General features: G+C 62.1%; 19 protein-coding genes. 12 read left to right on the top strand and 7 right to left on the bottom strand.

The window, feature by feature from the left end; all coding sequences use genetic code 11:
- Nucleotides 1-304: 304 nt before the first annotated feature.
- From CUC44_RS12730 to pgl, 8 genes are all read left to right on the top strand, one after another.
- Nucleotides 305-772: an NUDIX hydrolase gene (locus CUC44_RS12730; RefSeq protein WP_100860297.1), complete on the top strand. Its 468-nt coding sequence runs from the start codon at nt 305-307 to the stop codon at nt 770-772.
- A 157-nt stretch (nt 773-929) separates the two neighbouring features.
- Nucleotides 930-2,036 carry a tRNA 2-thiouridine(34) synthase MnmA gene (mnmA, locus tag CUC44_RS12725; protein ID WP_100860296.1) on the top strand — a complete coding sequence of 369 codons (1,107 nt, stop codon included), beginning with the start codon at nt 930-932 and terminating at the stop codon, nt 2,034-2,036.
- A 95-nt stretch (nt 2,037-2,131) separates the two neighbouring features.
- The gene (gene hflD / locus CUC44_RS12720) at nt 2,132-2,743 is read left to right on the top strand and encodes a high frequency lysogenization protein HflD (RefSeq protein ID WP_100860295.1); all 612 of its coding nucleotides are present in this window, start codon (nt 2,132-2,134) and stop codon (nt 2,741-2,743) included.
- Between the two features lie 173 nt (nt 2,744-2,916).
- Nucleotides 2,917-4,287, top strand: coding sequence for an adenylosuccinate lyase (gene purB, locus CUC44_RS12715; protein ID WP_100860294.1), 1,371 nt, complete (start codon nt 2,917-2,919; stop codon nt 4,285-4,287).
- Between the two features lie 149 nt (nt 4,288-4,436).
- A complete protein-coding gene (locus tag CUC44_RS12710; protein ID WP_100860293.1) occupies nt 4,437-5,567 on the top strand; it encodes a ribosomal protein uL16 3-hydroxylase in 1,131 nt (376 codons plus the stop codon).
- 464 nt (nt 5,568-6,031) lie between these two features.
- Complete coding sequence (pykF, locus tag CUC44_RS12705; protein ID WP_100860292.1) at nt 6,032-7,444, top strand: pyruvate kinase PykF; 1,413 nt, start codon at nt 6,032-6,034, stop codon at nt 7,442-7,444.
- Nucleotides 7,445-7,593: 149 nt separating this feature from the next.
- A complete protein-coding gene (gene mscK, locus CUC44_RS12700; RefSeq protein ID WP_100860291.1) occupies nt 7,594-10,914 on the top strand; it encodes a mechanosensitive channel MscK in 3,321 nt (1,106 codons plus the stop codon).
- Between the two features lie 253 nt (nt 10,915-11,167).
- Nucleotides 11,168-12,181, top strand: coding sequence for a 6-phosphogluconolactonase (pgl, locus tag CUC44_RS12695; RefSeq protein ID WP_100860290.1), 1,014 nt, complete (start codon nt 11,168-11,170; stop codon nt 12,179-12,181).
- Between the two features lie 74 nt (nt 12,182-12,255).
- Here pgl and CUC44_RS12690 read toward each other — a convergent pair whose 3' ends face one another.
- The 4 genes from CUC44_RS12690 to CUC44_RS12675 all read right to left on the bottom strand — a co-directional run bounded on the left by CUC44_RS12690 (nt 12,256) and on the right by CUC44_RS12675 (nt 17,342).
- Nucleotides 12,256-12,831, bottom strand: coding sequence for a lipid-binding SYLF domain-containing protein (locus CUC44_RS12690; protein ID WP_244166781.1), 576 nt, complete (start codon nt 12,829-12,831; stop codon nt 12,256-12,258).
- Between the two features lie 113 nt (nt 12,832-12,944).
- Nucleotides 12,945-13,682 (bottom strand): dienelactone hydrolase family protein, encoded by a 738-nt coding sequence (locus CUC44_RS12685; RefSeq protein WP_100860289.1) that lies wholly within the window; start codon nt 13,680-13,682, stop codon nt 12,945-12,947.
- A 311-nt stretch (nt 13,683-13,993) separates the two neighbouring features.
- A complete protein-coding gene (locus CUC44_RS12680; protein WP_167388889.1) occupies nt 13,994-15,232 on the bottom strand; it encodes a uracil-xanthine permease family protein in 1,239 nt (412 codons plus the stop codon).
- Nucleotides 15,233-15,632: 400 nt separating this feature from the next.
- Nucleotides 15,633-17,342, bottom strand: a complete 1,710-nt coding sequence (locus CUC44_RS12675; RefSeq protein WP_100860287.1) for an NAD-dependent malic enzyme — start codon at nt 17,340-17,342, stop codon at nt 15,633-15,635.
- Between the two features lie 242 nt (nt 17,343-17,584).
- Between CUC44_RS12675 and CUC44_RS12670 the strand changes: the two genes are divergently transcribed.
- The 4 genes from CUC44_RS12670 (at nt 17,585) to CUC44_RS12655 (ending at nt 20,961) form a co-directional block, all read left to right on the top strand.
- Nucleotides 17,585-18,172, top strand: a complete 588-nt coding sequence (locus CUC44_RS12670) for a TMEM175 family protein (protein WP_100860286.1) — start codon at nt 17,585-17,587, stop codon at nt 18,170-18,172.
- A 251-nt stretch (nt 18,173-18,423) separates the two neighbouring features.
- Entirely contained in the window at nt 18,424-19,068 is a 645-nt protein-coding gene (mobA, locus tag CUC44_RS12665) for a molybdenum cofactor guanylyltransferase MobA (protein WP_100860285.1), read from the top strand.
- The gene (mobB, locus tag CUC44_RS12660; RefSeq protein ID WP_100860284.1) at nt 19,065-19,847 is read left to right on the top strand and encodes a molybdopterin-guanine dinucleotide biosynthesis protein B; all 783 of its coding nucleotides are present in this window, start codon (nt 19,065-19,067) and stop codon (nt 19,845-19,847) included. The genes mobA and mobB overlap by 4 nt, the downstream gene beginning before the upstream one ends.
- Nucleotides 19,848-19,902: 55 nt before the next feature.
- Entirely contained in the window at nt 19,903-20,961 is a 1,059-nt protein-coding gene (locus CUC44_RS12655; protein ID WP_100860283.1) for an FUSC family protein, read from the top strand.
- 107 nt (nt 20,962-21,068) lie between these two features.
- Here CUC44_RS12655 and CUC44_RS12650 read toward each other — a convergent pair whose 3' ends face one another.
- The 3 genes from CUC44_RS12650 to CUC44_RS12640 form a co-directional block, all read right to left on the bottom strand.
- The gene (locus tag CUC44_RS12650) at nt 21,069-21,626 is read right to left on the bottom strand and encodes a DUF3332 domain-containing protein (protein ID WP_100860282.1); all 558 of its coding nucleotides are present in this window, start codon (nt 21,624-21,626) and stop codon (nt 21,069-21,071) included.
- 160 nt (nt 21,627-21,786) lie between these two features.
- Nucleotides 21,787-23,082 (bottom strand): methyl-accepting chemotaxis protein, encoded by a 1,296-nt coding sequence (locus CUC44_RS21395; protein WP_100860281.1) that lies wholly within the window; start codon nt 23,080-23,082, stop codon nt 21,787-21,789.
- A gap of 212 nt (nt 23,083-23,294) precedes the next feature.
- Complete coding sequence (locus CUC44_RS12640) at nt 23,295-23,759, bottom strand: GNAT family N-acetyltransferase (RefSeq protein ID WP_100860280.1); 465 nt, start codon at nt 23,757-23,759, stop codon at nt 23,295-23,297.
- Between the last annotated feature and the right edge of the window lie 99 nt (nt 23,760-23,858).

Here is a 23,858-nt window from a genome sequence, read left to right as displayed (position 1 = left end):
TAAGAGACAGTGCCAATACGGCTCGCCGGGATGGTCAGGGAGCGCAGGATCGGGCAGTGAAATCCACTGCAAGCAATCAATTTAGCGATAATTTACGCAATCAAAACAGGCCACGAGCAGCGAGAGATGCTGCTGGCGCAACGCCAAATGGCAGGCCTCATGGCGCCGAACGCGGCCTCGCTTCATCCCATCCCGCCAAACCAACGGACGGCAAACCCCGCAGCCCGGGACGTGGCACTGCCCGTCGTCCGGCCCGCAACGGCAACGGCCAGTCCTGAATAACAGCAAGCGACAAGGAGTCCTTATGATTGATCACCCGCCCCTACAAGCCAGATTGACGGTGGCCGCCCTGGTGCACTGGCAGGGTCGCTTCCTGCTGGTGGAGGAAGAGATCGCGGGCCAGCGCCGCTTCAACCAGCCCGCCGGCCATGTGGAACCTGGCGAGAACCTGATTGAAGCCGCCTGCCGCGAGCTGAAAGAGGAGACGGGGTTGAGCGCCGTGCCGAGCGCCTGGCTTGGCACCTATCTGTTCAAGCCGGCGGACAGCGAGGACACTTTCGTGCGCACCGCCGTCATCTTCGACCTTGAAAAGGCGCCGGGTCAGCACCATCCAGAGGATCCCGATGGGGATGTACTCGCCTGCCACTGGCTCACCCTGGACGAGATTGCCGAGTGCAAACCGTCCTTGCGAAGCCCCCTGGTGTGGCAGTGCATCCAGGATTATCTGGGGGGCACTCGCCTGCCCCTATCGGCACTCAAAGCCTTTATTTAAGGCCATTTGGCACCGATTTAGCCTCGGCGGATGGGACGAGAGAAAAACGATTTCCTGCCACAACAACCCGCTACGGGACGCTGGCATGGATATGTGACCGGGGGCGCGAAATTCTGATAGAATACGCCCCGTTTAAACGAACTGGTAACTTCGACTAATGACAGACAACAGCCAAATCAAGGTGATCGTCGGCATGTCCGGCGGTGTGGACTCTTCCGTCTCGGCCTACCTGCTCCAGCAGCAGGGCTATCAGGTCGAAGGCTTGTTCATGAAGAACTGGGAAGAAGACGACACGGACGAGTATTGCTCTGCCTCCCAGGATTTGGCTGACGCCCAAGCCGTCTGCGACAAACTGGGCATGAAGCTGCACACCATCAACTTCGCCGCCGAGTACTGGGACAATGTGTTCGAGCATTTCCTCGAGGAGTACAAGGCGGGGCGCACCCCGAACCCGGATATCCTGTGCAACAAGGAGATCAAGTTCAAGGCGTTCCTGGAGTTTGCCGCCGAAGAGCTGGGTGCCACCTACATAGCCACCGGCCACTATGTGCGCCGTGACGACAGCACGGGCCGCCCGCGCCTGCTGCGCGGTCTCGATGGCAACAAGGATCAGAGCTACTTCCTCTACACCTTGAGCGAAGCTCAGGTGGGTCAGAGCCTGTTCCCGGTCGGGGATCTGGAGAAGCCGGAGGTGCGCCGCATCGCCGAGCAGCTCGATCTCATCACCGCCAAGAAGAAAGACTCCACCGGCATCTGCTTCATCGGTGAACGCAAGTTCAAGGACTTCCTCGCGAAATTCCTGCCCGCCCAGCCCGGCCCCATCGAAACCGTGGATGGCAAGGTCATCGGCGAGCACCAGGGCCTGATGTATCACACCCTGGGTCAGCGCAAGGGCCTCGGCATCGGCGGTCGCAAAGACGCCACCGAAGAGGCCTGGTACGTGGTTGATAAAGAGGTGGAGCGCAACACCCTGATCGTCGCGCAAGGGGAGCATCCCCGTCTCTACTCCGACGGCCTGATCGCGAGCCAATTGCACTGGGTGGATCGCACCCCCATTCGCGCGCCGCGCCGCTGCACCGTCAAGACCCGCTACCGCCAGGAAGACATTCCTTGCCTGATCCAGCCCATCGACGATGAGACCATCCGGGTCATCTTCGACGAGAAACAGGCTGCGGTGACGCCGGGCCAGTCCGCCGTCTTCTACGACGGGGAAGAGTGCCTGGGCGGCGGCATCATAGAGCAGCGCTTCAGCCACCCGGTATAACTAAACAAGGAGGGCCGCAACGCGCGGCCCTTTGCAGACCCCATTCGGCCAGCGGGCTTGAATGTGTTTTGAATAATTAACAGAAGGCCGCGAACGTGAGCGACAAATTCCAAGACAGAACAATGGCCTTTGCCGGCATCTGCCAGGCGGCCTACCTGGTGCAGAAGGTGGCCCGTGACGGCACCTGCGACGAGGCCTCCCTGCGCGAGAGTCTGCAAAGCGTGCTGGTGACCAATCCCAAGCAGCCGCTGGAAGTGTTCGGCAGCCACCTCGCCATTCGCGACGGCTACCGCGCTCTGGTGGAGCAACTCGGCGCCGACGGCAGCCAGAAAAACGCCGAGCTGACCCGTTACGTGGTGAGCCTGATCGCGCTGGAGCGCAAGCTCGCCAAGCGCAAGGACATCCTCAACATGCTGGGGGAGCGGATCAGCCAGATCGGTCGCCAGCAACAGCATTTCGATCTGCTCGACGAGCAGATCCTGGCCAACATGGCGAGCATCTACAGCGATCTCATCAGCCCGATTGGCCCCAGGATCCAGGTGGCGGGTACCCCGCTGTTCCTGCAGCAGCCCCTGGTGCAGCACAAGGTGCGTGCCCTGCTGCTGGCAGGGATCCGCGCCGTGGTGCTGTGGCGCCAGCTTGGCGGCAGCCGCACCCAGATCATCTTCGCTCGCAAGAAGATGGTGGAACTGGCCAAACGTTTTTAAAAAATCGGCGCACGACCTGTCGCGAGAGGTCGTCAGCAAGGTGAAAAACCGCGCAGGAACCGGAGTTTATGTCGATAAATGAGGATTCCGCGCAGTGTATGAGCCTTGATCACGGCATCGCAGCAAGATCGTGGGCAGAGTGCTAACCCCCACACACATCAGGAGTTAACCCCATGGAGCTGTCCGCGCTGACTGCTGTTTCCCCGATTGACGGTCGTTATGGCGACAAGGCCGATGCCCTGCGCCCTATCTTCTCCGAATTCGGCCTGCTGCGTTTTCGCGTCGAAGTCGAGGTGCGCTGGTTGCAAAAACTGGCAAGCCACGCCGGGATCCCGGAAGTCCCTGCCCTGAGCGCAGCCGCGAGCAGCCTGCTCGACGGCATCGTCAGCAACTTCAACGAGAGCGACGCCGCCCGCATCAAACAGATCGAGCGCACCACCAACCATGATGTGAAAGCGGTGGAGTACTTCCTGAAAGAGAAGGTGGAAGTGAACCCCGAGCTCGCCGCCATCAGCGAATTCATCCACTTCGCCTGCACCTCGGAAGACATCAACAACAACTCCCACGGCCTGATGCTCAAAACCGCCCGCGAAGAGGTGATCAAGCCTTATTGCGAGAAGCTGATCAGCGAGCTCAAGCGCCTGGCCCATGAGTACCGCGACATGCCGCTGCTGTCCCGTACCCACGGTCAGCCAGCGACCCCGAGCACCATGGGCAAGGAGATGGCCAACGTCGCCTATCGCCTGGAGCGCCAGTACAAGCAGATCATGGCGGTCGAGATCCTGGGCAAGATCAACGGCGCGGTCGGCAACTACAACGCTCACGTCAGCGCCTATCCCCTGGTTGACTGGCACCAGTTCTCCGAGGAGTTCGTCACCTCCCTCGGCCTGACCTGGAACCCCTACACCACCCAGATCGAGCCCCACGACTACATCGCCGAGCTGTTCGATGCCATGGCCCGCTTCAACACCATCCTGATCGACTTCGATCGGGACGTGTGGGGTTACATCTCCCTGGGTCACTTCAAGCAGCGCACCATCGCCGGCGAGATTGGCTCCTCGACCATGCCCCACAAGGTCAACCCCATCGACTTCGAGAACTCCGAAGGCAACCTGGGTCTGGCCAACGCCGTATTCCAGCATCTGGCAAGCAAGTTGCCCATCTCCCGCTGGCAGCGTGACTTGACCGACTCGACCGTGCTGCGCAACCTGGGTGTCGCCGTGGGTTATTCCCTCATCGCCTATCAGGCGACCCTGAAGGGGATCTCCAAGCTCGAAGCGAACAGCGATGCCATGGCCGCCGATCTGGATGGCAACTGGGAAGTGCTGGCCGAGCCCATCCAGACCGTGATGCGCCGCTACGGCATCGAGAAGCCCTACGAGAAGCTCAAGGAGCTGACCCGTGGTCGCCGCGTCGACGCCGAAGGCATGCGCACCTTTATCGACACCCTCGAACTGCCCGAAGAGGTGAAGGTAGAGCTCAAGAAGCTGACCCCGGCCAACTATATCGGCGAGGCTCAGCGTCTGGTGGATCTGCTGAAATAAGCGGTTAACCCGACAGGACAAGGGCCCTGCCATGGCGGGGCCCTTGTTGATTCTGGCCCATTCAATGACATCAGCTGTTATTGGGCCATACCAGAGCCCTTGCCCAAACCCGATTTGGGCAAGATCTCTCACAAGATACGAGAAGCACCATGTACGAACTCAATCTGGATATCGCTCACTTCCTCGAGCATCACTGGCAGAAGCGCCCGCTGCTCATCAAGGGCGGCTTCAAGGACTTCCAGGATCCCATCAGCCCGGACGAGCTGGCGGGTCTGGCCATGGAAGAGGTGATTGAATCTCGCCTGGTCACCCGCTTCAACAACAAGTGGGAAGCGGTCCACGGCCCCTTCGAATCCTACGATCACCTGGGAGAAGAGAACTGGACCGTGCTGGTGCAGGCCTGCAACCACTGGGCCCCGGAAGTACACGAACTGGCGCTGCCGTTCCAGTTCATCCCAGGCTGGCGCTTTGACGATGTGATGGTGAGCTTCTCCACTCCCCACGGCGGCGTCGGCCCCCACATCGACAACTACGACGTCTTCATCACCCAGGGCCAGGGCAAGCGCCACTGGCGCGTCGGCGATGCCAAGCCGCTCAATGAATTCGCGGCCCACGCCGCCCTGCTGCACTGCGAGCCGTTCGAGGCGATCATCGACGTCATCATGGAGCCGGGCGACATCCTCTACATCCCGCCCGGATTCCCCCACGAGGGCTATGCCATCGAGCCGTCCCTGAACTTCTCCGTGGGCTTCCGCGCCCCGGACGCCAAGGCGCTTATCTCTTCGTTTGCCGATCATCTGATCGACAACGAGGTGCGCACCGAGCGTTACGGCGATGCAGATCTCAAGCCCCGCACCCGCCACGGCGAGATCCAGCCCCACGAGCTGCACCGCCTGCGGGAGTTGATGCAACAGGCCCTGGACGACGAGACCCTGTTCAAGGAGTGGTTCGGCACCATGATCTCCGAGGCCAAGCACGATCTGGACGTGAATCCGGTCGAGCCGGATTACAGCGCCGAGGAAATCGCCGACCTGCTGACCCAGGGCGAGCCCGCCATCAAGGTGCCGGGCCTGCGCTCCGTCTGGTTCAGCGGCGACAACCAGCAGTGCTACATCGACGGCGAAGCCTGGACCCTGCAAAGTGAAGATGCGGCCGCCATTTCCCTCTTGTGTGACAAGGACATGGTCACCCAGGCCGACATGGTGGAGCTCGCCGATCAGGCCGGCTTCTTGCAGCTGCTGACCCGACTGGTCAACCGCGGTTACTGGTTCTTCGGCTAACGCCCGCTCGCCAGAATCCGCACCAGATGCAATAAAAAGAGAAGCGCCGCTGAATCCAGCGGCGCTTTTTTGTTTCCATCCATACTCACTCGGGCTGCACTATCGGTATGGGCGGCATGGACGGCATGGGCAGCCATCTCGGCCAATAACCCACGGCGCCCCGCACACTGGCTACACTTGGGGGCGACTCGGCAGCCCAGCTTTTACCCCCTCATTGAGCCCTTTGTCAACTGCTTGTTATTTAACAACATACGATCTGGGTCCCAGTGACCCGACAGAATGGGTACCGAATGAGCTGGTATCGGGGGAGGCAATTATTTTAGCCCCTAAAATCAACAGTGAGCGAAAACGTTATCTTGTAAATTGAGGCGGTTTTAGCCCAAAACGTTGTTTCTGGATCATAAAAAGTATCCAAAAACTGGTGTATATTGCACGACGGAAACTCCTTAACCATGAAGACTGACATGAAAAAGACCAAAATCGTCTGCACCATCGGTCCCAAGACCGAATCCAAAGCCATGCTGGGCAAGATGCTCGACGCCGGCATGAACGTCATGCGCCTGAACTTCTCCCACGGTGATTACGAAGAGCACGGCACCCGTATCCGCAACCTGCGTGAAGTGATGGCCGAGACCGGCAAGCACGCAGCCATTCTGCTCGATACCAAGGGTCCGGAAATCCGTACCATGAAGCTGGAAGGTGGCAACGATGTCTCTCTGGTCGCCGGCCAGACCTTCACCTTCACCACCGACCAGACCCTGGTTGGCAACAAAGACAAGGTCGCCGTGACCTATGCCGGTTTCGCCAACGACCTGCGCGTCGGCAACCGCATCCTGGTTGACGATGGCCTGATCGGCCTGGACGTCATCGAAATCACCGAACGTGAAGTCATCTGCAAGGTGCTGAACAACGGTGATCTGGGCGAGAACAAGGGTGTCAACCTGCCGGGCGTCTCCATCAAGCTGCCGGCCCTGGCCGAGAAAGACAAGCGTGACCTCGTCTTCGGTTGCGAGCAAGGCGTTGATTTCGTTGCTGCTTCCTTCATCCGTAAGAAAGAAGACGTTCTGGAAATCCGTGAGCACCTGAAGGCCCACGGTGGCGAAGCCATCCAGATCATCTCCAAGATCGAAAACCAGGAAGGCCTGGACAACTTCGACGACATCCTGGCTGTCTCCGACGGCATCATGGTTGCTCGTGGCGACATGGGTGTGGAAATCCCGGTAGAAGAAGTGATCTTCGCCCAGAAGATGATCATCACCAAGTGCAACAAGGCACGTAAAGTGGTCATCACCGCCACCCAGATGCTGGATTCCATGATCAAGAACCCGCGTCCGACCCGCGCCGAAGCTGGCGACGTGGCGAACGCCGTGCTGGACGGTACCGATGCAGTCATGCTGTCCGGTGAGTCCGCCAAGGGTAAGTACCCGCTGGAAGCCGTGACCATCATGGCCACCATCTGCGAGCGTACCGACGCCGTGATGCCGTCCAACCTGTCTGCTGCCAACGACAGCAACAAGCTGCGCATCACCGAAGCCGTTTGTAAGGGTGCCGTCGAGACCTCCGAGAAGCTGGACGCCCCGCTGATCGTGGTCGCCACCGAAGGCGGCAAGTCCGCCAAGGCCATCCGCAAGTACTTCCCGAAAGCCTGGATCCTGGCCATCACCACCAACAAGAAAACCGCTGCCCAACTGGTCCTGACCAAGGGTGTGGTTGCTCACGTGGTTGACAGCATCGCCTCCACCGACGATTTCTATCGCATCGGTAAAGAAGCGGCCCTGGCCAGCGGCATGGGTCTGAAGGGTGACGTGGTTGTCATGGTTTCCGGTGCTCTGGTACCGAGCGGTACCACCAACACCGCCTCCGTTCACGTACTGTAATCAGTCTTGAACCGATAAAACGGCGCCTGCGGGCGCCGTTTTTTTTATCTCTCCCCCCTGCTTCGTGTTTACCGCCGGTGTTAGAATCCACGCGGCTTTATCCCCCTGTGGGAAGCCTCCCGAATCTTGCGTAATAACCCGGAAGTTTTATGCCCTCAATACAGTTCAGAAGAGCCTCGGCCAGCCTGTTGCCGCTGCTTTGTTTACTCCTCACACTCTGCGCTTCGCAAGCCATGGCGCAGGATGTGCCGCAACGCGCCAACGTCCAGCGGGCGCTCGATGCGCTCGGCAAATCGGACACCCTCACCGTCAGCCAACAAGCCGATCAGAAGCTGCTGACCGATACCCTGAGCCTGCTCGACAACATTGAGAAGGAGCAGGCCAAGAGCAAAGCCCAGGTACAGCGACTGCGCTCGCTCCCAAGCGAGCTGAAGGAGATTGGCACCAAGCTCGACAACCTGACCCAGGGCAAGAGCCTGGAGCAGCTCAAGAGCGAATACGCCAGCATGAGCCTGGCGGAGCTCGATAGCCGCCAGACCGAGATCATGGCCAACTTGCAGGAGTCCCAGGAAGCCCTCGGCTCCATCGGCAGCCAGATCACCAGCCTGCAGACCCTGCCGGAGCGGGCCCAGGTCAACATGAGCCGCGCCTACCAGCGCAGCCAGGAGATCCGCACCCGGTTGAATTCCGGCGACAGCATCAGCAGCGCCGAGAAGATGAAGCTCAACACCGAGCTGGCCCTGCTGGACCTGCAACTGGCCAACCTGCAAAAGGAGCTGGATAACCGCACCAGCATGCAGGATCTCGTGGTCAAGCAGCGCGACTACCAGAGCGCGCGCCTCGCCTACGAAGAGCAGAAACTGCAGGCGCTGCAGGAGCAGAGCAGTGCCAAGCGCCTCGGTGACACCGAGAAGGCTGCCGAGCAGACCGGCGAGCTGGTGGCCACCGAAGACAACCCACTGGTGCAAAAAGAGCAGGAGATCAACCACCAGCTCAGCCAGCAGCTCATCAGCGCCACCGCCAACCTCAACTCGCTGGTGCAGAAGAACCTGCAAGCCAAGAGCTGGCTGGAGCGCGGCACCCAGACCGAGCGCAACCTCAACGAACAGGTGCAGATGCTCAAGGGCAACCTGCTGCTGTCACGCATCCTCTATCAGCTCTACCAGCAGCTGGAGGCTGCGCCTTCTAGCCTGGTGAAGAACCTGGAAGAGCAGATAGCCGACCTGCACCTGGCCCAGTTTGAACTGAGCCAGCAGCGGGATCAGCTGTTCCAGAAGACCCAGTATCTGGATAATCTGATCGCCGGCAGCAGCGAGCCGGTCAGCGAAGAGGACAAGGCGAATCTCGCCAAGCTCATCGACACCCGCATCGAGCTGCTCGATCAGCTGAACCGTCAGCTCGACAGCCAGCTGACCAACGCCATCAGCCTGCAGCTGACCCAGCAGCAGCTGAGCCGTGTCTATGCCTCGGTCGAGTTCACCCTGCAGCAGCACATCTTCTGGGTCAGCAGCAACAAGCCCATCGATGGCAAGTGGCTGCTGAGCTGGCCCGCCCAGGCCTACAAGCAGGCCTCCGACTGGGTGCTCAAACCGGATTGGAGCAAGTGGGGCGAGATGCTGTTGCCCATCTCCCTGCTCGCCTTCCCGCTGCTGCTGGTGGGTGGCCTGCTGCTGTGGAAACGGCCGACCATAGTCGCCCGCCAGCAGAAGATCGCCAAGGATCTCGGCCGCTTCCGTCAGGACAGCCAGTGGCATACCCCGCGCGCCCTGCTCTATACCGTGTTGCAGCGCCTGCCCGGCACCCTGTTTATCCTGGCCGCCGGCCTGCTGCTCACCTATTGCGGCCTGCTGAGCCCCAAGCTCATCTTCCAGATCACCCTGAACCTGGCCCTCGGCTACCTGGTGTTCAGCGTCTACCTGTCGGTGATGCGACCGGGCGGCATTGGCGAGAGCCACTTCCGCATGCCGAGAGCCGAGCTGCAGGCCAAGCGTGCCAGCATGAGATATCTGTGGATACCGCTTTTACCGCTGATCATGCTGTCCACCAAAGCTGTAGTAGAACCTTCCTCTCTTGGCAACGACGTGATCGGACAGGGTCTGACCCTGGTGCTCTTGGGTCTTGCCGGCTATCTGGTACTGCCCATCTCCCGCGCCCGCGTCAAGGGCGAGGCGAGCATGCTGCAGATCCTGACGGCGGTCGCCCTGGCGCTGGCACCGGTGGCGCTCATGGTGCTGGCGGCCCTTGGCTACTACTACACGGCCCTGAAGCTCACCGGCCGCCTCATCGAGTCCTTCTACCTCATCATCATCTGGAGCCTGGTCTATCGCACCGCCCTGCGTGGTCTGGAGCTGGCGGCTCGCCGCCTGGCCTATCGCCGCGCCGTCGCCAAGCGTGAGCACAAGACCCAGGAAGACGCGGAAGGGGGCGAGGCCATCGAAGAACAGCCCATGGATCTGGAAGATGTCAGCCAGCAGTCCCTGCGCCTGACCCGGATCATGCTGCTGCTGGTGTTCGGTGTCGCCTTCTACTGGCTCTGGTCCGATCTGGTCGCGGTATTTACCTACCTCGACAGCGTGGTGCTCTGGCACAAGAGTGAAGGGACTGGCGCCAACGCCGTGCTCTTCCCCGTCAGCCTGAGCGATGTGCTGACCGGCCTGTTCCTGTTCGGGGCGGCCCTGTCCCTGGCCCGCAACCTGCCCGGCCTGCTGGAGGTGCTGGTGCTCTCCAAGATGCGCCTGGCCCAGGGTACCGCCTACGCCTTCACCACCATGCTCAACTATGCGCTCATCGGGGTGGGTTCCCTCACCGCCCTGGCCATGCTGGGGGTCCAGTGGGAGAAGCTGCAGTGGCTGGCCGCCGGCCTCTCGGTCGGTATCGGTTTTGGCATGCAGCAGATCGTCTCCAACTTCATCTCGGGGATCATCATCTTGTTCGAGCGTCCGGTCCGGATCGGCGATACCGTCACCATCGGCACCATCTCGGGCACGGTCAACAAGATCCGCATCCGCTCCACCACCCTCACCGACTTCGATCGCAAAGAGGTGATCATCCCGAACCAGCAGCTGATGATAGAGCGTCTGGTCAACTGGTCCCTGTCCGACACCGTCACCCGGGTCATCGCCCGGGTCGGGGTGGCCTATGGCTCGGATCTGGAGCTGACCCGCAAGCTGTTGATGCAGGCGGCCATGGAGAACAGCCGGGTGCTGAAGGATCCGGCCCCCATCGTCTACTTCCTCACCTTCGGCGCCAGCACCCTGGATCACGAGCTGCGCTTCTTCGTGAGCGAGCTTGGGGATCGCAACCCGGCCATCGATGAGCTGAACCGCAAGATTGACGTCCTGTTCCGCGAACACGGCATCGACATTGCGTTCAACCAGATGGACGTGCATATCAAGAACCAGCGTGGAGATGAGCAGAGGGTGGAATCTCGCCCTGGCCTGCCCCCGCCGCAACCAGGCAGAACGAGCTGATCCCGCTCGCCACCCACCGTCAAACGGGCCCCACTATGGGGCCCGTTTTTTTATCCGCCCCAAGCCTCAGCAGACCGGCACTTATGCGCATCGAAACGCCGAACCTGGCGCTCCGCCCCATGGCCCTGCCATCCCTCTCCAGGGTGCCTTGCACCCTAAGCAAACGGCGGCTGGGCAGATGCCCCCGTCTGTGCGACCATCCTCCCTGCCGTCTTGCCGTTCCAGGACGCACCTATCGCCAGCAGGAGGCGCCATGCAGCAAGTGGTTTATATCGCCAACCCGGTAAGCGGGTTGATTCATGTGTTTCGGCTGGACGAGGGTGAGCTGGTCTCGCTGCAAGAAGTGCAGACCGGCGGCGAGGTGCAGCCCCTGGTCATCAGCCCGGACAGGCGCTGGCTCTATGCCGGTGTGCGGCCAGACTTCAAGGTGCTGAGCTACCCCATAGGCGCGGATGGACGGCTCGGAGCGCCCGCCTCGGCGCCGCTCGCGGGCAGCGCCTCTCACACCTGCACCGATGCGACGGGACGCCTCTTCTTCGCCGCCTCCTACGCCTTCAACCACCTCAGCGTCTCCCCCATGGACCAGGACGGCCGGGTGCAGGCACCGCACCAGCGCATCGACGATCTGATGGCCTCCCACTCGGTCACCCTGTTGGCAGATGAGCAAGAGAGCCCATCCCTGCTGGTCGCCTGCCTCAAAGACGACGCCATTCGCCGCTTTGCCTTAGGGGACGATGGGCGGCTGACGCCTCACCCCAGAGGAGATCTGCACACGGCGCCCGGCGCCGGGCCACGCCATCTGGCGCGGCACCCGAGCAACGGCGATCTCTATTGCCTCAACGAGCTTGATGGCACCCTCAACCGCTATCACAGGGAAGAGGATGGCCGCATCCAGGAATGTGAGTCCCTGGACATGCTGCCGCCAGGCTATGAGGGGGAGCGCTGGGGGGCGGATCTGCACCTCACCCCGAACGGGCGCTTCCTCTACACCAGCGAGCGGGCCAGCAGCCTGCTGACCCTGTTCGGTGTCGATGAACAGGATGGCAGCCTCACTCTTCTCGATCACTTTGCGACCGAATCCTGCCCCCGTGGCTTTGCCATCGATCACAGCGGTCATTACCTGATCGCCACCGGGCAAGAGTCCCACAATGTGGCGGTGCACAGGATAGCGTCCGAGACGGGGCAGCTGAGCCTCTCCTCCCGCCATCCGGTGGGCAAAGGGGCCATGTGGGTGAGGGTGTTGATGCTGGATGGGCGCCCCGCCTGAGCGGCTGCGACTAACACAAAAACAGGCGGCGCTTATCCAGCGCTGCCTGTGACAAAGAGCGGGCAAGCGTTGGATTACTTGCCGTTGAGCTCGTCATCCGGCCAATACTTGTAGCCCTGCATGGTGGCCTGCACCGCCACCCCCTGCTCGGTGAGCTGATACATCTTCACCTTCTGGAAATCCGCATTGGCCGCCTCGCTGACCACCACCTTGCCGTCGTCCGCCGACTTGGCCGCCACGTCCGCCTGGGCGCTGGCATCAAACCCTGTGGTGATGAATCTGTCCAGGGCGGTGACATCGTTGAAGATGATCAGGGCCTGGAACTTCTTGATCCCCATGCCCACCCCGAAGCCGGCGGTGGCCATCTTCATGTAGGTATCGCGGCCGGTGCGATTGTCCTTCAGTACCCCGTAGCCACTGCCGGCACTGAGCAGCAACAAGTTGTTGTTTACATTGCTAAAGACGGCGTAGCCCTTGGATCTGGCCACCTCCCGCCTGATGTCCGGCGCCTTGCCATAGAGGGTGGACAGGGCCTGCTCACGCATTTGCAAGATGGTATTGCGCTGCTGGGCCGGGGTATCGCCTTTGGCAGCGCAACCGAACAGCAGCAGCACGGCCAGGATCTGGCCCCATAACCGCATGTGACGCATATCGTTACTCCTTACTGTGACGCTCTGGGGCGCCGACCCGGTCTCGGCCGAGCGGCGCCTCACCCGTTGAGTATAACCAGCCAGCCCCTGTGAGCCTGGCGCCAGGCCTGCCCTCACCCCTTGGTCACCTCACCGAGGAACTCGGTGAAACGCTGCCAGGATTTGGCATCGGCGTCGGCCCGGTAGTTGTCCGAGCCAAACACGCTGAAGGCGTGGGGAGCGCCGCTGTAGCTGGTCGCCTCATGGCGGATACCGGCACTCTCCAGCTCGGCGATCAGGGCCGTGAACTGGCCAAGAGACACCGCCTGATCCGCGCTGCCATGCTGAATGAGCAGGTTGGCCCGGGTCAGCTGGTAGTCCTGCCCGGCCGGGGTCTCAAGCCCACCGTGCACGCTCACTATGCCTCTGAGATCGGCGCCGCTGCGGGCCAGCTCCAGCACGGCGGCGCCGCCGAAGCAGTAACCGAGCGCTACCGCGTTGTCGAGCCGCCCTCCCAGCTTGCCTGCCTCGGCCAAAGCCCCGGCCAGCAGCTTGCGCATTCTGGGTCTGTCCTGATAGAGGGCGCCGGTGAGCTTCTTCTTCTCCTCCACCGCGGTCGGCCGCACGCCTGCGCCAAACAGGTCCACCGCAAACACGCTGTAACCCAGAGCCACCAGCATCTCGGCCCGCTTGACCTCGTATTCGGTCAGGCCGTCCCAGTCGTGGACCAGCACCACCAGGGGGGCCTTCTTGCCAGCCGCGAGGTAATAGCCCTCGAACGGCTGGCCATCGACCTCGTAGCGCATCGCACCGGCCTGGGCCGCGCCGCCCCATATCAGCCCGAGCAGGGCCAGGATCCATGCCTTCTTCATGCTTCTCTCCCGCTATGGTGAATAACGCATCTGATTGTAGTCGCTCAGATTTTGGAGAGTGCTGGTCTCGTCAGAGCCGGGCTCTCTCGGCCCGGTTAGGCCAGAGGGTACAGTCAAAGAGCGCAGCAAAAGAAAGAAGCCACCGGATGGTGGCCTCTTGTCGAACAAAGAGTGACTATGCGCCTGGGATTAATCCTTGGCGCTCTCCATGGCACCCGCTTCGGAGTGCTGGGGCAGGATGAGGTTGAGCAGAAAGCAGAAGGGCACCCCGGGGTGCCCTTCTGGCGAACAGGTTGAGCACAACCCGACGCTTAATCCTTGGCACTCTCCATGGCACCCGCTTCGGAGTGCTGGGGCAGGATAAGGTTCAGCAGAATGGCGGCTACCGAGGCCAGGCCCACGCCCGCCAGGGCGAAGTCGCCGATCTTCATCTCGAGGGCACCCACACCCACGGTCAGGGTCACGGCCACGATGGCGATGTTGCGGGCAAGGCCCAAATCCACCTTGGACTCCACCAGGGTCTTGAGACCGATGGCGGCGATGGATCCGAACAGCAGCAGCATGATGCCACCCATCACTGGCATGGGGATGGAGGTGAGCAGGGCGTTGAACTTGCCAAAGAAGGCCAGAATGATGGCGAACACAGCAGCCCAGGTCATGGTGACCGGGTTGAAGTTGCGGGTGATCATCACGGCGCCGGTCACTTCGGCGTAGGTGGTGACGGGAGGACCACCGATGAAACCGGCGAAGCAGACACCGATGCCATCACCGGCCAGGGTGCGGTGCAGGCCCGGGTTCTTGGTGTAGTCCTGCCCGGTCACGCCACCGATGGCGAGCACGCCGCCTATGTGTTCGATGCAGGGGGCTATGGCCACCGGCAGCATGAACAGGGCGGCAGCCCAGTTGATCTCCGGGGTCTCGAAGTGCGGCAACGCCAGCCAGGGGGCATTGGCCATGCCATCGAAGCTCACCTGCCCCATCATGACAGCGGCGGCATAACCGACGATGACACCGGACAGTATGGGGATGAGCTTGATCCAGCCCTTGCAGAACACGGCCGCAATCAGGGTCACCGCCAATGAGATCCCCGCCAGGGTCAGGGCGGTGGCCGGCGGAACAACCTGTTCACCACCGGCGCGGCCCATGGCCATGTTGCAGGCGACCTGAGCGACCGACAGACCGATCACCATGATCACAGGGCCAATCACCACGGGCGGCAGCAGCTTGTGTACGAAGTCCATGCCACGGACACGTATGATGGCGGCCAGGATGAAGTACATGAAACCGGCGGCAAACAGGCCAAACATGGTGGACGGCAGGCCCCAGGTCTGGGTGGCATAGATGATGGGGGCGATGAAGGCGAAGCTGGAGCCGAGGAAGATCGGAACCTGGCGACGGGTGCAGAGCTGGAACAGCAGGGTACCTACACCGGCGCCAAGCAGGGCCATGGAGGGGTTCAGTCCGGTGAGCAGGGGCACCAGAACCATGGCACCGAAGGCGACAAACAGAATTTGCAGCCCGGCGACACTTTGCTTGACCAAGGAAAACATGGGTATCCTTAATTTTTTGATAACCGAGAGGGATAATTGACACTTTTCAGTTATCACAACACGTCTTCAAGGTGCTGAATGAGCAAAAAGGCTTCATTCGTTACCTTTTACTGCTTGGGGAGGGCATGAAACTGGCTGTTTAGGCGGGATTCGTTGCTACAAGCATCGAGGAAGCGATTTTACGCACTTTTATGGCCAACGCAAAACGTTTTTCTAGCCGAGCTTATTGATAGTCATGGCAAGACGCCGCAATAGTGAGCGCCGACCTCGACATTTGCACTACCAGGCCGCCCTGAATGACGAGGTCCGTATCCTGACCGTCCCCGACCCCCCATAAAAAAGGGGATGGCCATGCCATCCCCTCTGCTTTTGTGCACCAATGCAGTCAATCGTATGCCATTCAGACCCTACGATAGGGTAGATACACAGGCTCCCACATATGGCTCAGGATATGCTGCTGCAGATCCTGGCCGATCAGCGGGTGGGATGGATCCCGGCGCACTATGTCTTTGAGCACGGCGGTCGCCACGTGCACCGAGATGTTGCGCAGCTCGCTGATGCGCGGATAGACGGTGCCACGGGCCAGATCCGCCTCGTTCACGCACTCCGCCAGGGCAAAGGCCGCCGTGGTGAAGATATCCGGGCTTATCTCGCGGATCTGGCTGACGATGGCGGCCAGGCCCACCCCCGGGAAGATGAAGACGTTGTTGCCCTGACCGATGCGGTAATCCTGGCCCTCGTGGTGCACGTCCTTGAACGGGCTGCCGGTGGCGACGATGGCGCGGCCCTGGCTCCAGCGGTAGATATCCTCCGGCAGCGCCTCGCAGTTGGCGGTGGGGTTGGAGAGCGGGAACACCATGGGATGCTCGCAGTGGGCCAGCATCAGCTGGATATGCTCCTCCTTGAAGGCGCCGCCGGCACCGCTGGTGCCGAGCAGCACGGTAATGGGTACGTGGCGCAGCACCTCGGTGAGCCCGGCCTTGCCCTGCACGTCCCACTGGGCCAGCAAGAGGCCCGGCTTGGCGTAGCGGCGCTTGTACTCGTCCAGCCCTTCGCGGTTGTCACACACCAGCCCCTGGGTATCCAGGATGTAGATGCGATCCCGCGCCGCCTGGGGATCCATGCCCTCGCGGATCATGCCGGCACAGATCTGATCCGCCACCCCGACCCCGCCGGCACCGGCGCCATAGACCAGGTAGTTCTGCTGGCCCAGGGTTTCCTGCTTGGACTTGACCGCCCCTATGATGCCCGCCAGCACCACGGCGCCCGTGCCCTGGATGTCATCGTTGAACGACGGCAGGGCCTGCTGGTAGCGAGACAAGTTGTTGAAGGCGTTGGACTTGCTGAAATCTTCCCACTGCAACACGGCGTTCGGGAAGTGGCGCTTGACCCCGGCCACGAACTTGTCGATGAAGTCGTCATACTCCTTGCCGCGGATGCGCCTATGGGGCTGCCCCAGGTACATGGGATCGTCCAGCAGGGTCTGGTTATCGGTGCCCACGTCCAGGGCGATGGGCAGGCAGCAGGCGGGATGGATGCCGGCGGCCAGGGTATAGAGGGAGAGCTTGCCGATGGGGATCCCCATGCCGCCCACCCCCTGATCGCCGATGCCGAGTATGCCCTGGCTGTCGGTGACCACTATGATGCGTACCGCCTTGGCATCCATGTGCCGCGCCAGGGAGCCCATGTCATCGACGTTGTGCTGGGTGATGTAGAGGCCGCGCGCCTTCTGGTAGCGGTGGCTGAACTCCTGGCACGCCTTGCCCACGGTCGGGGTGTAGATGACGGGGGTCATCTCCTCCACGTGGCGCGACAGCAGGGCGTAGAACAGGGTCTCGTTGCGATCCTGCAACGCCCTCAGGTTCTGGTACTTCTCCATGTCGCTGCAGGCGCTCAGGAAGCCCTGATAGACCCGCTCCAGCTGGGCCTCGAAGGTCTGCACCTGGGGCGGCAACAGGCCGTCGAGCTCAAAATCGGCCCGCTCCTGTTCGGTGAAGGCGGTGCCCTTGTTGAGGTTGCGATCGTTGAGCAGATCGGTGCCTGTCAGTGCAACGGGGCGAAAGTCCTCTCCCTGTGCGTCTTTCCACAGCAGATATTGTCCGGTAGCCATAGTTGTTCTCTTTGATACGTGGGAAGTGCCATTGCGGCGAAGAAGCGAGACACATAATGAAATCAATCATATAACGTTTAGGTTACCGATTTTGTGAGGCCGGGCATAAAGTCGCTCACCCCGGCCCCCTCACTCCCCCGCCTGCCAGCATCCCGGTCTCGACTAAGCTCAGTCTGCCATCCCGCCGTCATGGGCTTCTCTGCTCATCGACTCGTGCAGATCAAATCTCAAGGGAGCTCATCATGGGAAGCACTCGACTGGAAGCCTTTAGCGATGGGGTCATCGCCATCTTGATCACCATCATGGTGTTGGAACTCAAGGTGCCTCACGACGCCAGCTGGCCGGCGCTGGTCCCGCTGCTGCCGGTGTTTCTGAGCTATGTGCTCAGCTTCATCTACCTCGGTATCTACTGGAACAATCATCACCACATGCTGCACACCTGCCGCCAGATCACCGGGCCCATTCTGTGGGCCAACCTGCACCTGCTGTTCTGGCTCTCTCTGATCCCCTTTGCCACCGGCTGGATGGGGGAGAACCACTTCGCCAGCCTGCCCACCGCCCTCTATGGCGTGGTGTTGTTGATGGCCGCCATCGCCTACTTCCTGCTGCAGACGCTGATCATTCGCTCCCAGGGCCCGCACTCCTTGCTCAAGCGGGCCCTTGGCAGCGACTGGAAGGGCAAGATATCTCCCCTGCTCTATTTCAGCGCCATCGTCGCCGCCTTCTGGGCCCAGTGGTTGTCCCAGTTCATCTACGTCCTGGCCGCCCTGATCTGGCTGGTGCCGGACAGCCGCATCGAGCACATCCTGGCCGCACAAGAGACGGACTAGGGCGCCTTTCCCCATGTCCATCCAGCGGCGCTTGGTGCACTGCCTGCCATGAAAGGGCCCAAGGCAGCCCGGATTGACCTGGATCACCGCAAGAGAGGCGGCATCCGGCTATAAAGGCCATTGCCCTGCCGGCCCCCTTGACGCAAGATCGGCACACGTCGCGACCGGCAGCCACAGGCACCTTGCCACCATCAATGGCCATGATGCCCGCCGCAAGCCAGCATCCCTCTCCTCGAACCTGATAGAGCAACATGACCCCAGACACAGCCCCTCCTACCCACTTCCCCGTCTCAGCCGTGATCCTGGCGGGCGGCCGCGCCACCCGCATGGGAGGGGATGACAAGGGCTGGGTGCCCCTCGCGGGCCAGCCCCTCATACAGCACGTGCTGGCGCGCCTGCGCCCCCAGGTGGACGAGGTGCTGATCAACGCCAATCGCAGTGAGGGGCGCTACCGCGATCTCGCCCCCGTCATCTGTGACGAGTTCGCCGATTTTCAGGGCCCCCTTGCCGGCATGCTGGCGGGGCTCAAGGCCGCCCGCCACGACTGGGTACTGTTCGTCCCCTGCGACGGTCCCGGCTTACCGCTGGATCTGATGCACCGCTTTCGCGCCGCCCTGGCAGCAGAGCCGGACGCCGAACTGGTAGTGGCCCACGACGGCAGCCATCTGCAACCCGTGGTCGCCCTGCTGCACAAATCCCTGCTCCCCTCCCTGCGCCATGCGCTGGCCGAGGGGGAGCGCAAGATAGCCTGCTGGTTTGGCCGCCACCGGATGGCGGTGGTGCACTTTGCCGATGCACCGGATGCCTTTATCAACCTCAATAGCCCGAGCGAGTTGACAGAGTACGAGGCGCGGCTGCAGGCGAGCGGCCAGGGCGCGAGCGAGGAGACCCCATGATGGACAACCCGCTTCCTCTGCTCGGTTTCGTGGCCTGGAGCGGCACCGGCAAGACCACCTTGCTGGAGCAACTCATTCCACTACTGACCCGGCGCGGCCTGCGGCTCGGGGTGCTCAAGCACACCCACCACCAGTTCGACATGGACAAGCCGGGCAAGGACAGTTATCGCCTGCGCAAGGCGGGGGCCGGCCAGGTGATGGCGGCCTCCAGCCTGCGTCACGCCCTCATCCGCGAGACCCCGGAGGGGGAGCCGTCGTTCGCGGATCTGCTGGCAAGTTTTGACTGGTCGCGGCTCGATCTGCTGCTCATCGAGGGGTTCAAGCACGAACACTTCCCCAAGATAGAGCTGCACCGGGCCGCCCTCGGCCGGCCGCTGATGTACCCGAGCGACCCAGACGTGATCGCCCTGGTGAGCGATGAGCCTCACGAGACCCCCCTGCCCCGCTTCGAGTTCGGGGCACTGCCCGCCCTCTGCGACTTTATCTGCGCCCGGCTGGCCGAGTCCCCCGCACAGTCCTCCCGACCAGAATCACCAGAAGCGGATCACATGCCCCTTCGCCTCCTCGCACGGGCCATAACAAGCATCCCCTTGGCGGGATCAGAGCCCCTGCTGCCCGGTCATCTCAGTCAGGATGCCAACGGCATCTTGCAGGTCGGCCCGGCCCATGCTCTGATGCGAGCAGGCGGGCAAGTCACCAACTGCCTGATAGAGCGCCCCTCCCAGCCCCATGACATCACTCCCGGCGAGCGGGTCTGGGTGCGGCCGCTGGCAAGATGAGTGCCCTCGGGGCGCACTGGTGAAGAGATTATCAACCTGACATGAGACGACGCCCTTGCGCCTGAACGCTCCCCTCTCCCGACTCGATCTGTTGATCTATGGCCGCTATCGCCTGGTACACGGCCTGCGCATCGCCCTGGCCTTCACCCTCACCTTCCTGCTGACCCGGGAGCTCAAGTTGCCGGAGAGCACCTGGCCGCTCATTACCCTGGTGGTGGTGATGGGGCCCATCTCGTTTTGGGGCAATGTGTTCTCCCGCGCCCTGCAGCGGGTGGTCGGCACCATCTTCGGTGCGGCTTGCGGCGTGGTGGCGCTCTATCTGGAGCTCTACTCCATGCCGCTGATGCTGGCCTGGAGCTTCGCCATCATGTTTCTGTGCGGCTATCTGGCGCTCGGCAAGCGCCCCTACGTGGGGCTGCTCATCGGCATCACCCTGGGGGTCGTCATGGGGGGCCAGCCCGGCGACATAGAGACGGCACTGTGGCGCAGCGGCGATGTGATCCTGGGCTCCTTGCTGGCCCTGCTGTTTTGCAGCATCTATCCCCAGCGGGCCTATATTCACTGGCGGCTGCAGATGCACGACACCCTGATGATGGCCCAGCGCCTCTATCACACCCACCTCTCCCCCAACGTGCTGGAGCGCCCCAAGCTGACCCGCAATCACGCCCGTCTGCTCGCCAAGATGGTCAGCCTGCGCCCCCTGCTGGCCCCGGCGGTCAAGGAGACCCGCCTAAACCCGCCCCTGTTCGAGGCGGTGCAGGCCACCATGCGCAATACCCTCTGCACCCTGGAGATGCTGGCCAACACCTACTGGAACGATCGCCACAGCCACTTCCTGATGCAGAGCACCCCAGAACTGAGAGCCTGCCAGCAGGCGACCGAGACGGTGATCATCCAGCTCGCCCTCATGCTCAAGAGCGGCGATCAGCGGGAGCTGGAGTTCGCCATCGCCTGCCTGGACGAGACCAGCACCCAGGTGCGCCTGAGCGCCGAGGAGGCCAGCATCAGCGGCTACCTCTGGCTCAACGTGCAGCTCACGGATCAGCTCAGGCAACTGAGCCGATTGCTCGGACTGGTGCTGCAACCCTATGGCAAGCCGACCCAGCGCCCCTGAAGCGCACCGAGGCCCTTGCCCATAAAAAGCAGGCGCCCATAAAAAAGCCCCGCCGAAGCGGGGCTTTTTCACAAGCATTGTTACGCCAGCCTTGTCAGGCCGCGGCCTCAGGCCAGGGTACGTTTCGCCTGGCTCATCTCCGCCAGCTGCGCCTCGGTCAGGGTCGAGACCAGCTTGCCGTCGAGATAGAGATCCACCTGCTCGCCGCGCTTTTCACCGCGCATCATGCTGCTGCGGCCATCCAGGTAGTGAATTTCCATCAGGGCGGTGCGATCGTCAGGATAAGTGACTTCCACCTCCCGCACGCCCTGGGGCAGCATGGCCAGCGGCACCTTGTTCAGCGCCGGATCCAGATGCTGGTTGACCTTGATCACCGCATCCGCCTTCTGATCCACCAAGGCCGGCGACTTGCCGGTGATGGGGTTCTTGCCGGACCAGAACTCGATGGTGTTGAACACGAACAGATCCGCGGTCGCCGCCAGACCATAGACGGGGGAGAGCAGCACGAAGACCCCGGCGCGGCCATAACGGTTATCCACCACGCTCAGGTTGCCCTTGGTCAACATGGCGGAGAGCCCCATCGACCCCATGCAACCGCTCAAGCCAAGACTCGCCACCAACCCCAGCAACAGGGCCGCGGCCCTGCCTTTCTGTCCAACTGCCATCTTCTCTACCCGCTCAATGAAAAATGAGCCGGCAGACTAATCAAGGCGGCAGGGCGGAACAATTCACAAGCAAGGGGTCATACAGGCCGGATTCAGATTGGGCGTTCAACCGCTCACACTTTTGGCAGTCTCGCCAGATGCCGTCGCAGGATCCCCGTCCTCAGATGGAGAGGTTGGAGACGGTTTCCGATACCCGGTTCGCCTCCTGGCGGATCTCCACCATCACCTGACTGACCTTGGCAATCTGCTCCTTGCCGAGTTCCGCGCTGCCGGCCACCCCGGCCATGTCACCGGTCACCTGGGCAGTCAGCTCCCGGTTCTTCTGCACCACCTTGGCAATCTCGCTGGTGGACAGCGAAGTGCGAGCCGCCAGCTGGCGCACCTCGTCCGCCACCACCGCAAAGCCGCGTCCCTGCTCCCCCGCCCGCGCCGCTTCGATGGCCGCGTTGAGGGCCAGCAGATTGGTCTGATCGGCGATGGCGCTGATGGTGGAGACGATGGCCTCTATGTGTCTCGACTGCTCGTTGAGCTGACCGATAAGGGCTGTGGTCTGCTCCACCTGGGCCGCGATCAGGGACGAGGTGTCCACCGCGGCGCGCAGCAGACTGGCGCCCTGCTCGGCACTGCTCAGGGTCTCCTGCGCCGTGCTGTGGGCGAGCCTGGCCGCATCCCGGGTGGCATTGTTCTGGTGGATCCGCGCCGTGATGTCGCTGGCGAACTTGACCACCCTGACCACCTTGCCGCTCCCATCCCGGATCGGGTTATAGGTCGCCTCCAGCCAGATGGCCTCGCCGTGGCTGTTGTAGCGCATGAAGAGCCCGGACTTGAACTGACCGCGGGCCAGCTCCTCCCAGAAGTGGGGCTGCTCGCGCAAAAATGCCTCGTCACAGAACATCTTGTGATGCTTGCCCTGCAACTGGCTCTGGCTGTAGCCCATGCAGGCGAGGAAGTTGGCATTGGCGCTGAGGATGTCACCACTCGGAGTGAACTCTATCATCGCCTGGGATCTGTCCAGCGACTGGGCCAGGGCCTCCTGGCGTTGCAGTCGCTGCTCCCTGGCCGTGGCATCGGAGGCTATCTTCATCACCCGCACCACCCGGCCCTGCCGCTTCACCGGGAAGTAGCTCGCCGCCAGCCAGAGCGTCTCACCGTGCTGGTTGACGCGCTCGAACAGGCCGGACTCCACCTGCCCCTGCCTGAGCCTGTCCCAGAACTGCTGATAAGCGGGAGACTGGGCCCAGTCCCTTGGGCAGAGCAGGCGGTGATCCTGTCCCACCAGCTCACCTGCCCCATACCCCACCAGGCTGGCAAAGGCCGGATTGGCCTCCAGGATCTCCCCTTGTGGAGAGAAGATGACGGTGGCGACGCCCCCCTTGAGCGCATCGACTATGCCCTGCTGCTCGTCGAGCTCAGCCTGGCATGCCAGCAGCTGCGCCTTCACTTTGTTATTGAACATGGTATTCCTGCCTGTCTGATGATCCGGGACCAAGGCCACTCGTCGCCGCCTCGCCCCAACGGGCTGATAGCGCACGCACAATCCATTCGATCCTGCGGGGCGCGCAGTGTAGAGAAAAGCGGCAGCGCCGCCAAGGGCCACAGTACGTAAAACGATCGATTCGGGATCACAGGCCGGCGAGGTTTTATGGCCGGTATCGACAGGGGCCGGGATCAGGTCGAAAGAGATAGCTCCAGACAGGCTGGATTGCCCAAAAAGCCGAGCCGCTCATAGAGGGGGCGCCCCTCGTCGCTGGCATGCAGCCACAGCTTGCCGAGCCGCTGTTCGCGGGCATGGGCCAGCATGGCATCGAGCAGACCGCCGGCCAGGCCCCGCCTGCGCCAGGCGGGCCGGATATACATGTTGAGCACATAGGCTTCCCGCCCTGCCAGGTTGCCGGGATAGGGCGGGCGCACGAACAGCGCCAGGGTGCCGCAAGCCACCAACGCATTATCGACCTCCACCACCCAGGAGCGGGCGCTGCCCTCTTGCATCGACTGGGTGAAATAGTCCCGGGTTGCCTGCCAGAGGGCCGGGTCAGCCTCTGAGGTGGCCAGCTCTCCCACTTCGCAGAACAATTGCATACGAAGCGCTACCAGAGCAGGAATATCGGCGGCCAGCGCCTCACGGATCAGCATGTTTTCTCCTTGCAGGTCATAGCCGGGGCACTATATCTGCCCACGGCCCAGCCCTGATGGGTCATCAAAAGAGGGCCCGCAGGCCCTCCCATTGACACC

The sequence above is a fragment of the Aeromonas lusitana genome (assembly GCF_002812985.1).
GTDB lineage: Bacteria > Pseudomonadota > Gammaproteobacteria > Enterobacterales > Aeromonadaceae > Aeromonas > Aeromonas lusitana.
The sequence above is the reverse complement of the archived record's forward strand: the minus strand, read 5'-3'. Positions and strand labels throughout refer to the sequence as shown.

Coding starts and splice junctions, on each gene's coding strand:
- CUC44_RS12710 (WP_100860293.1), top strand. CDS start 4,437: ATGTACGAACTCAATCTGGATATCGCTCACTTCCTCGAGCATCACTGG.
- CUC44_RS12640 (WP_100860280.1), bottom strand. CDS start 23,759: ATGCTGATCCGTGAGGCGCTGGCCGCCGATATTCCTGCTCTGGTAGCG.
- CUC44_RS12680 (WP_167388889.1), bottom strand. CDS start 15,232: ATGTTTTCCTTGGTCAAGCAAAGTGTCGCCGGGCTGCAAATTCTGTTT.
- CUC44_RS12690 (WP_244166781.1), bottom strand. CDS start 12,831: ATGCGTCACATGCGGTTATGGGGCCAGATCCTGGCCGTGCTGCTGCTG.
- mobA (WP_100860285.1), top strand. CDS start 18,424: ATGACCCCAGACACAGCCCCTCCTACCCACTTCCCCGTCTCAGCCGTG.
- pgl (WP_100860290.1), top strand. CDS start 11,168: ATGCAGCAAGTGGTTTATATCGCCAACCCGGTAAGCGGGTTGATTCAT.
- pykF (WP_100860292.1), top strand. CDS start 6,032: ATGAAAAAGACCAAAATCGTCTGCACCATCGGTCCCAAGACCGAATCC.
- CUC44_RS12675 (WP_100860287.1), bottom strand. CDS start 17,342: ATGGCTACCGGACAATATCTGCTGTGGAAAGACGCACAGGGAGAGGAC.
- CUC44_RS12670 (WP_100860286.1), top strand. CDS start 17,585: ATGGGAAGCACTCGACTGGAAGCCTTTAGCGATGGGGTCATCGCCATC.
- CUC44_RS12730 (WP_100860297.1), top strand. CDS start 305: ATGATTGATCACCCGCCCCTACAAGCCAGATTGACGGTGGCCGCCCTG.
- purB (WP_100860294.1), top strand. CDS start 2,917: ATGGAGCTGTCCGCGCTGACTGCTGTTTCCCCGATTGACGGTCGTTAT.
- CUC44_RS12685 (WP_100860289.1), bottom strand. CDS start 13,682: ATGAAGAAGGCATGGATCCTGGCCCTGCTCGGGCTGATATGGGGCGGC.
- CUC44_RS12650 (WP_100860282.1), bottom strand. CDS start 21,626: ATGGCAGTTGGACAGAAAGGCAGGGCCGCGGCCCTGTTGCTGGGGTTG.
- CUC44_RS21395 (WP_100860281.1), bottom strand. CDS start 23,082: ATGTTCAATAACAAAGTGAAGGCGCAGCTGCTGGCATGCCAGGCTGAG.
- mobB (WP_100860284.1), top strand. CDS start 19,065: ATGATGGACAACCCGCTTCCTCTGCTCGGTTTCGTGGCCTGGAGCGGC.
- mscK (WP_100860291.1), top strand. CDS start 7,594: ATGCCCTCAATACAGTTCAGAAGAGCCTCGGCCAGCCTGTTGCCGCTG.
- mnmA (WP_100860296.1), top strand. CDS start 930: ATGACAGACAACAGCCAAATCAAGGTGATCGTCGGCATGTCCGGCGGT.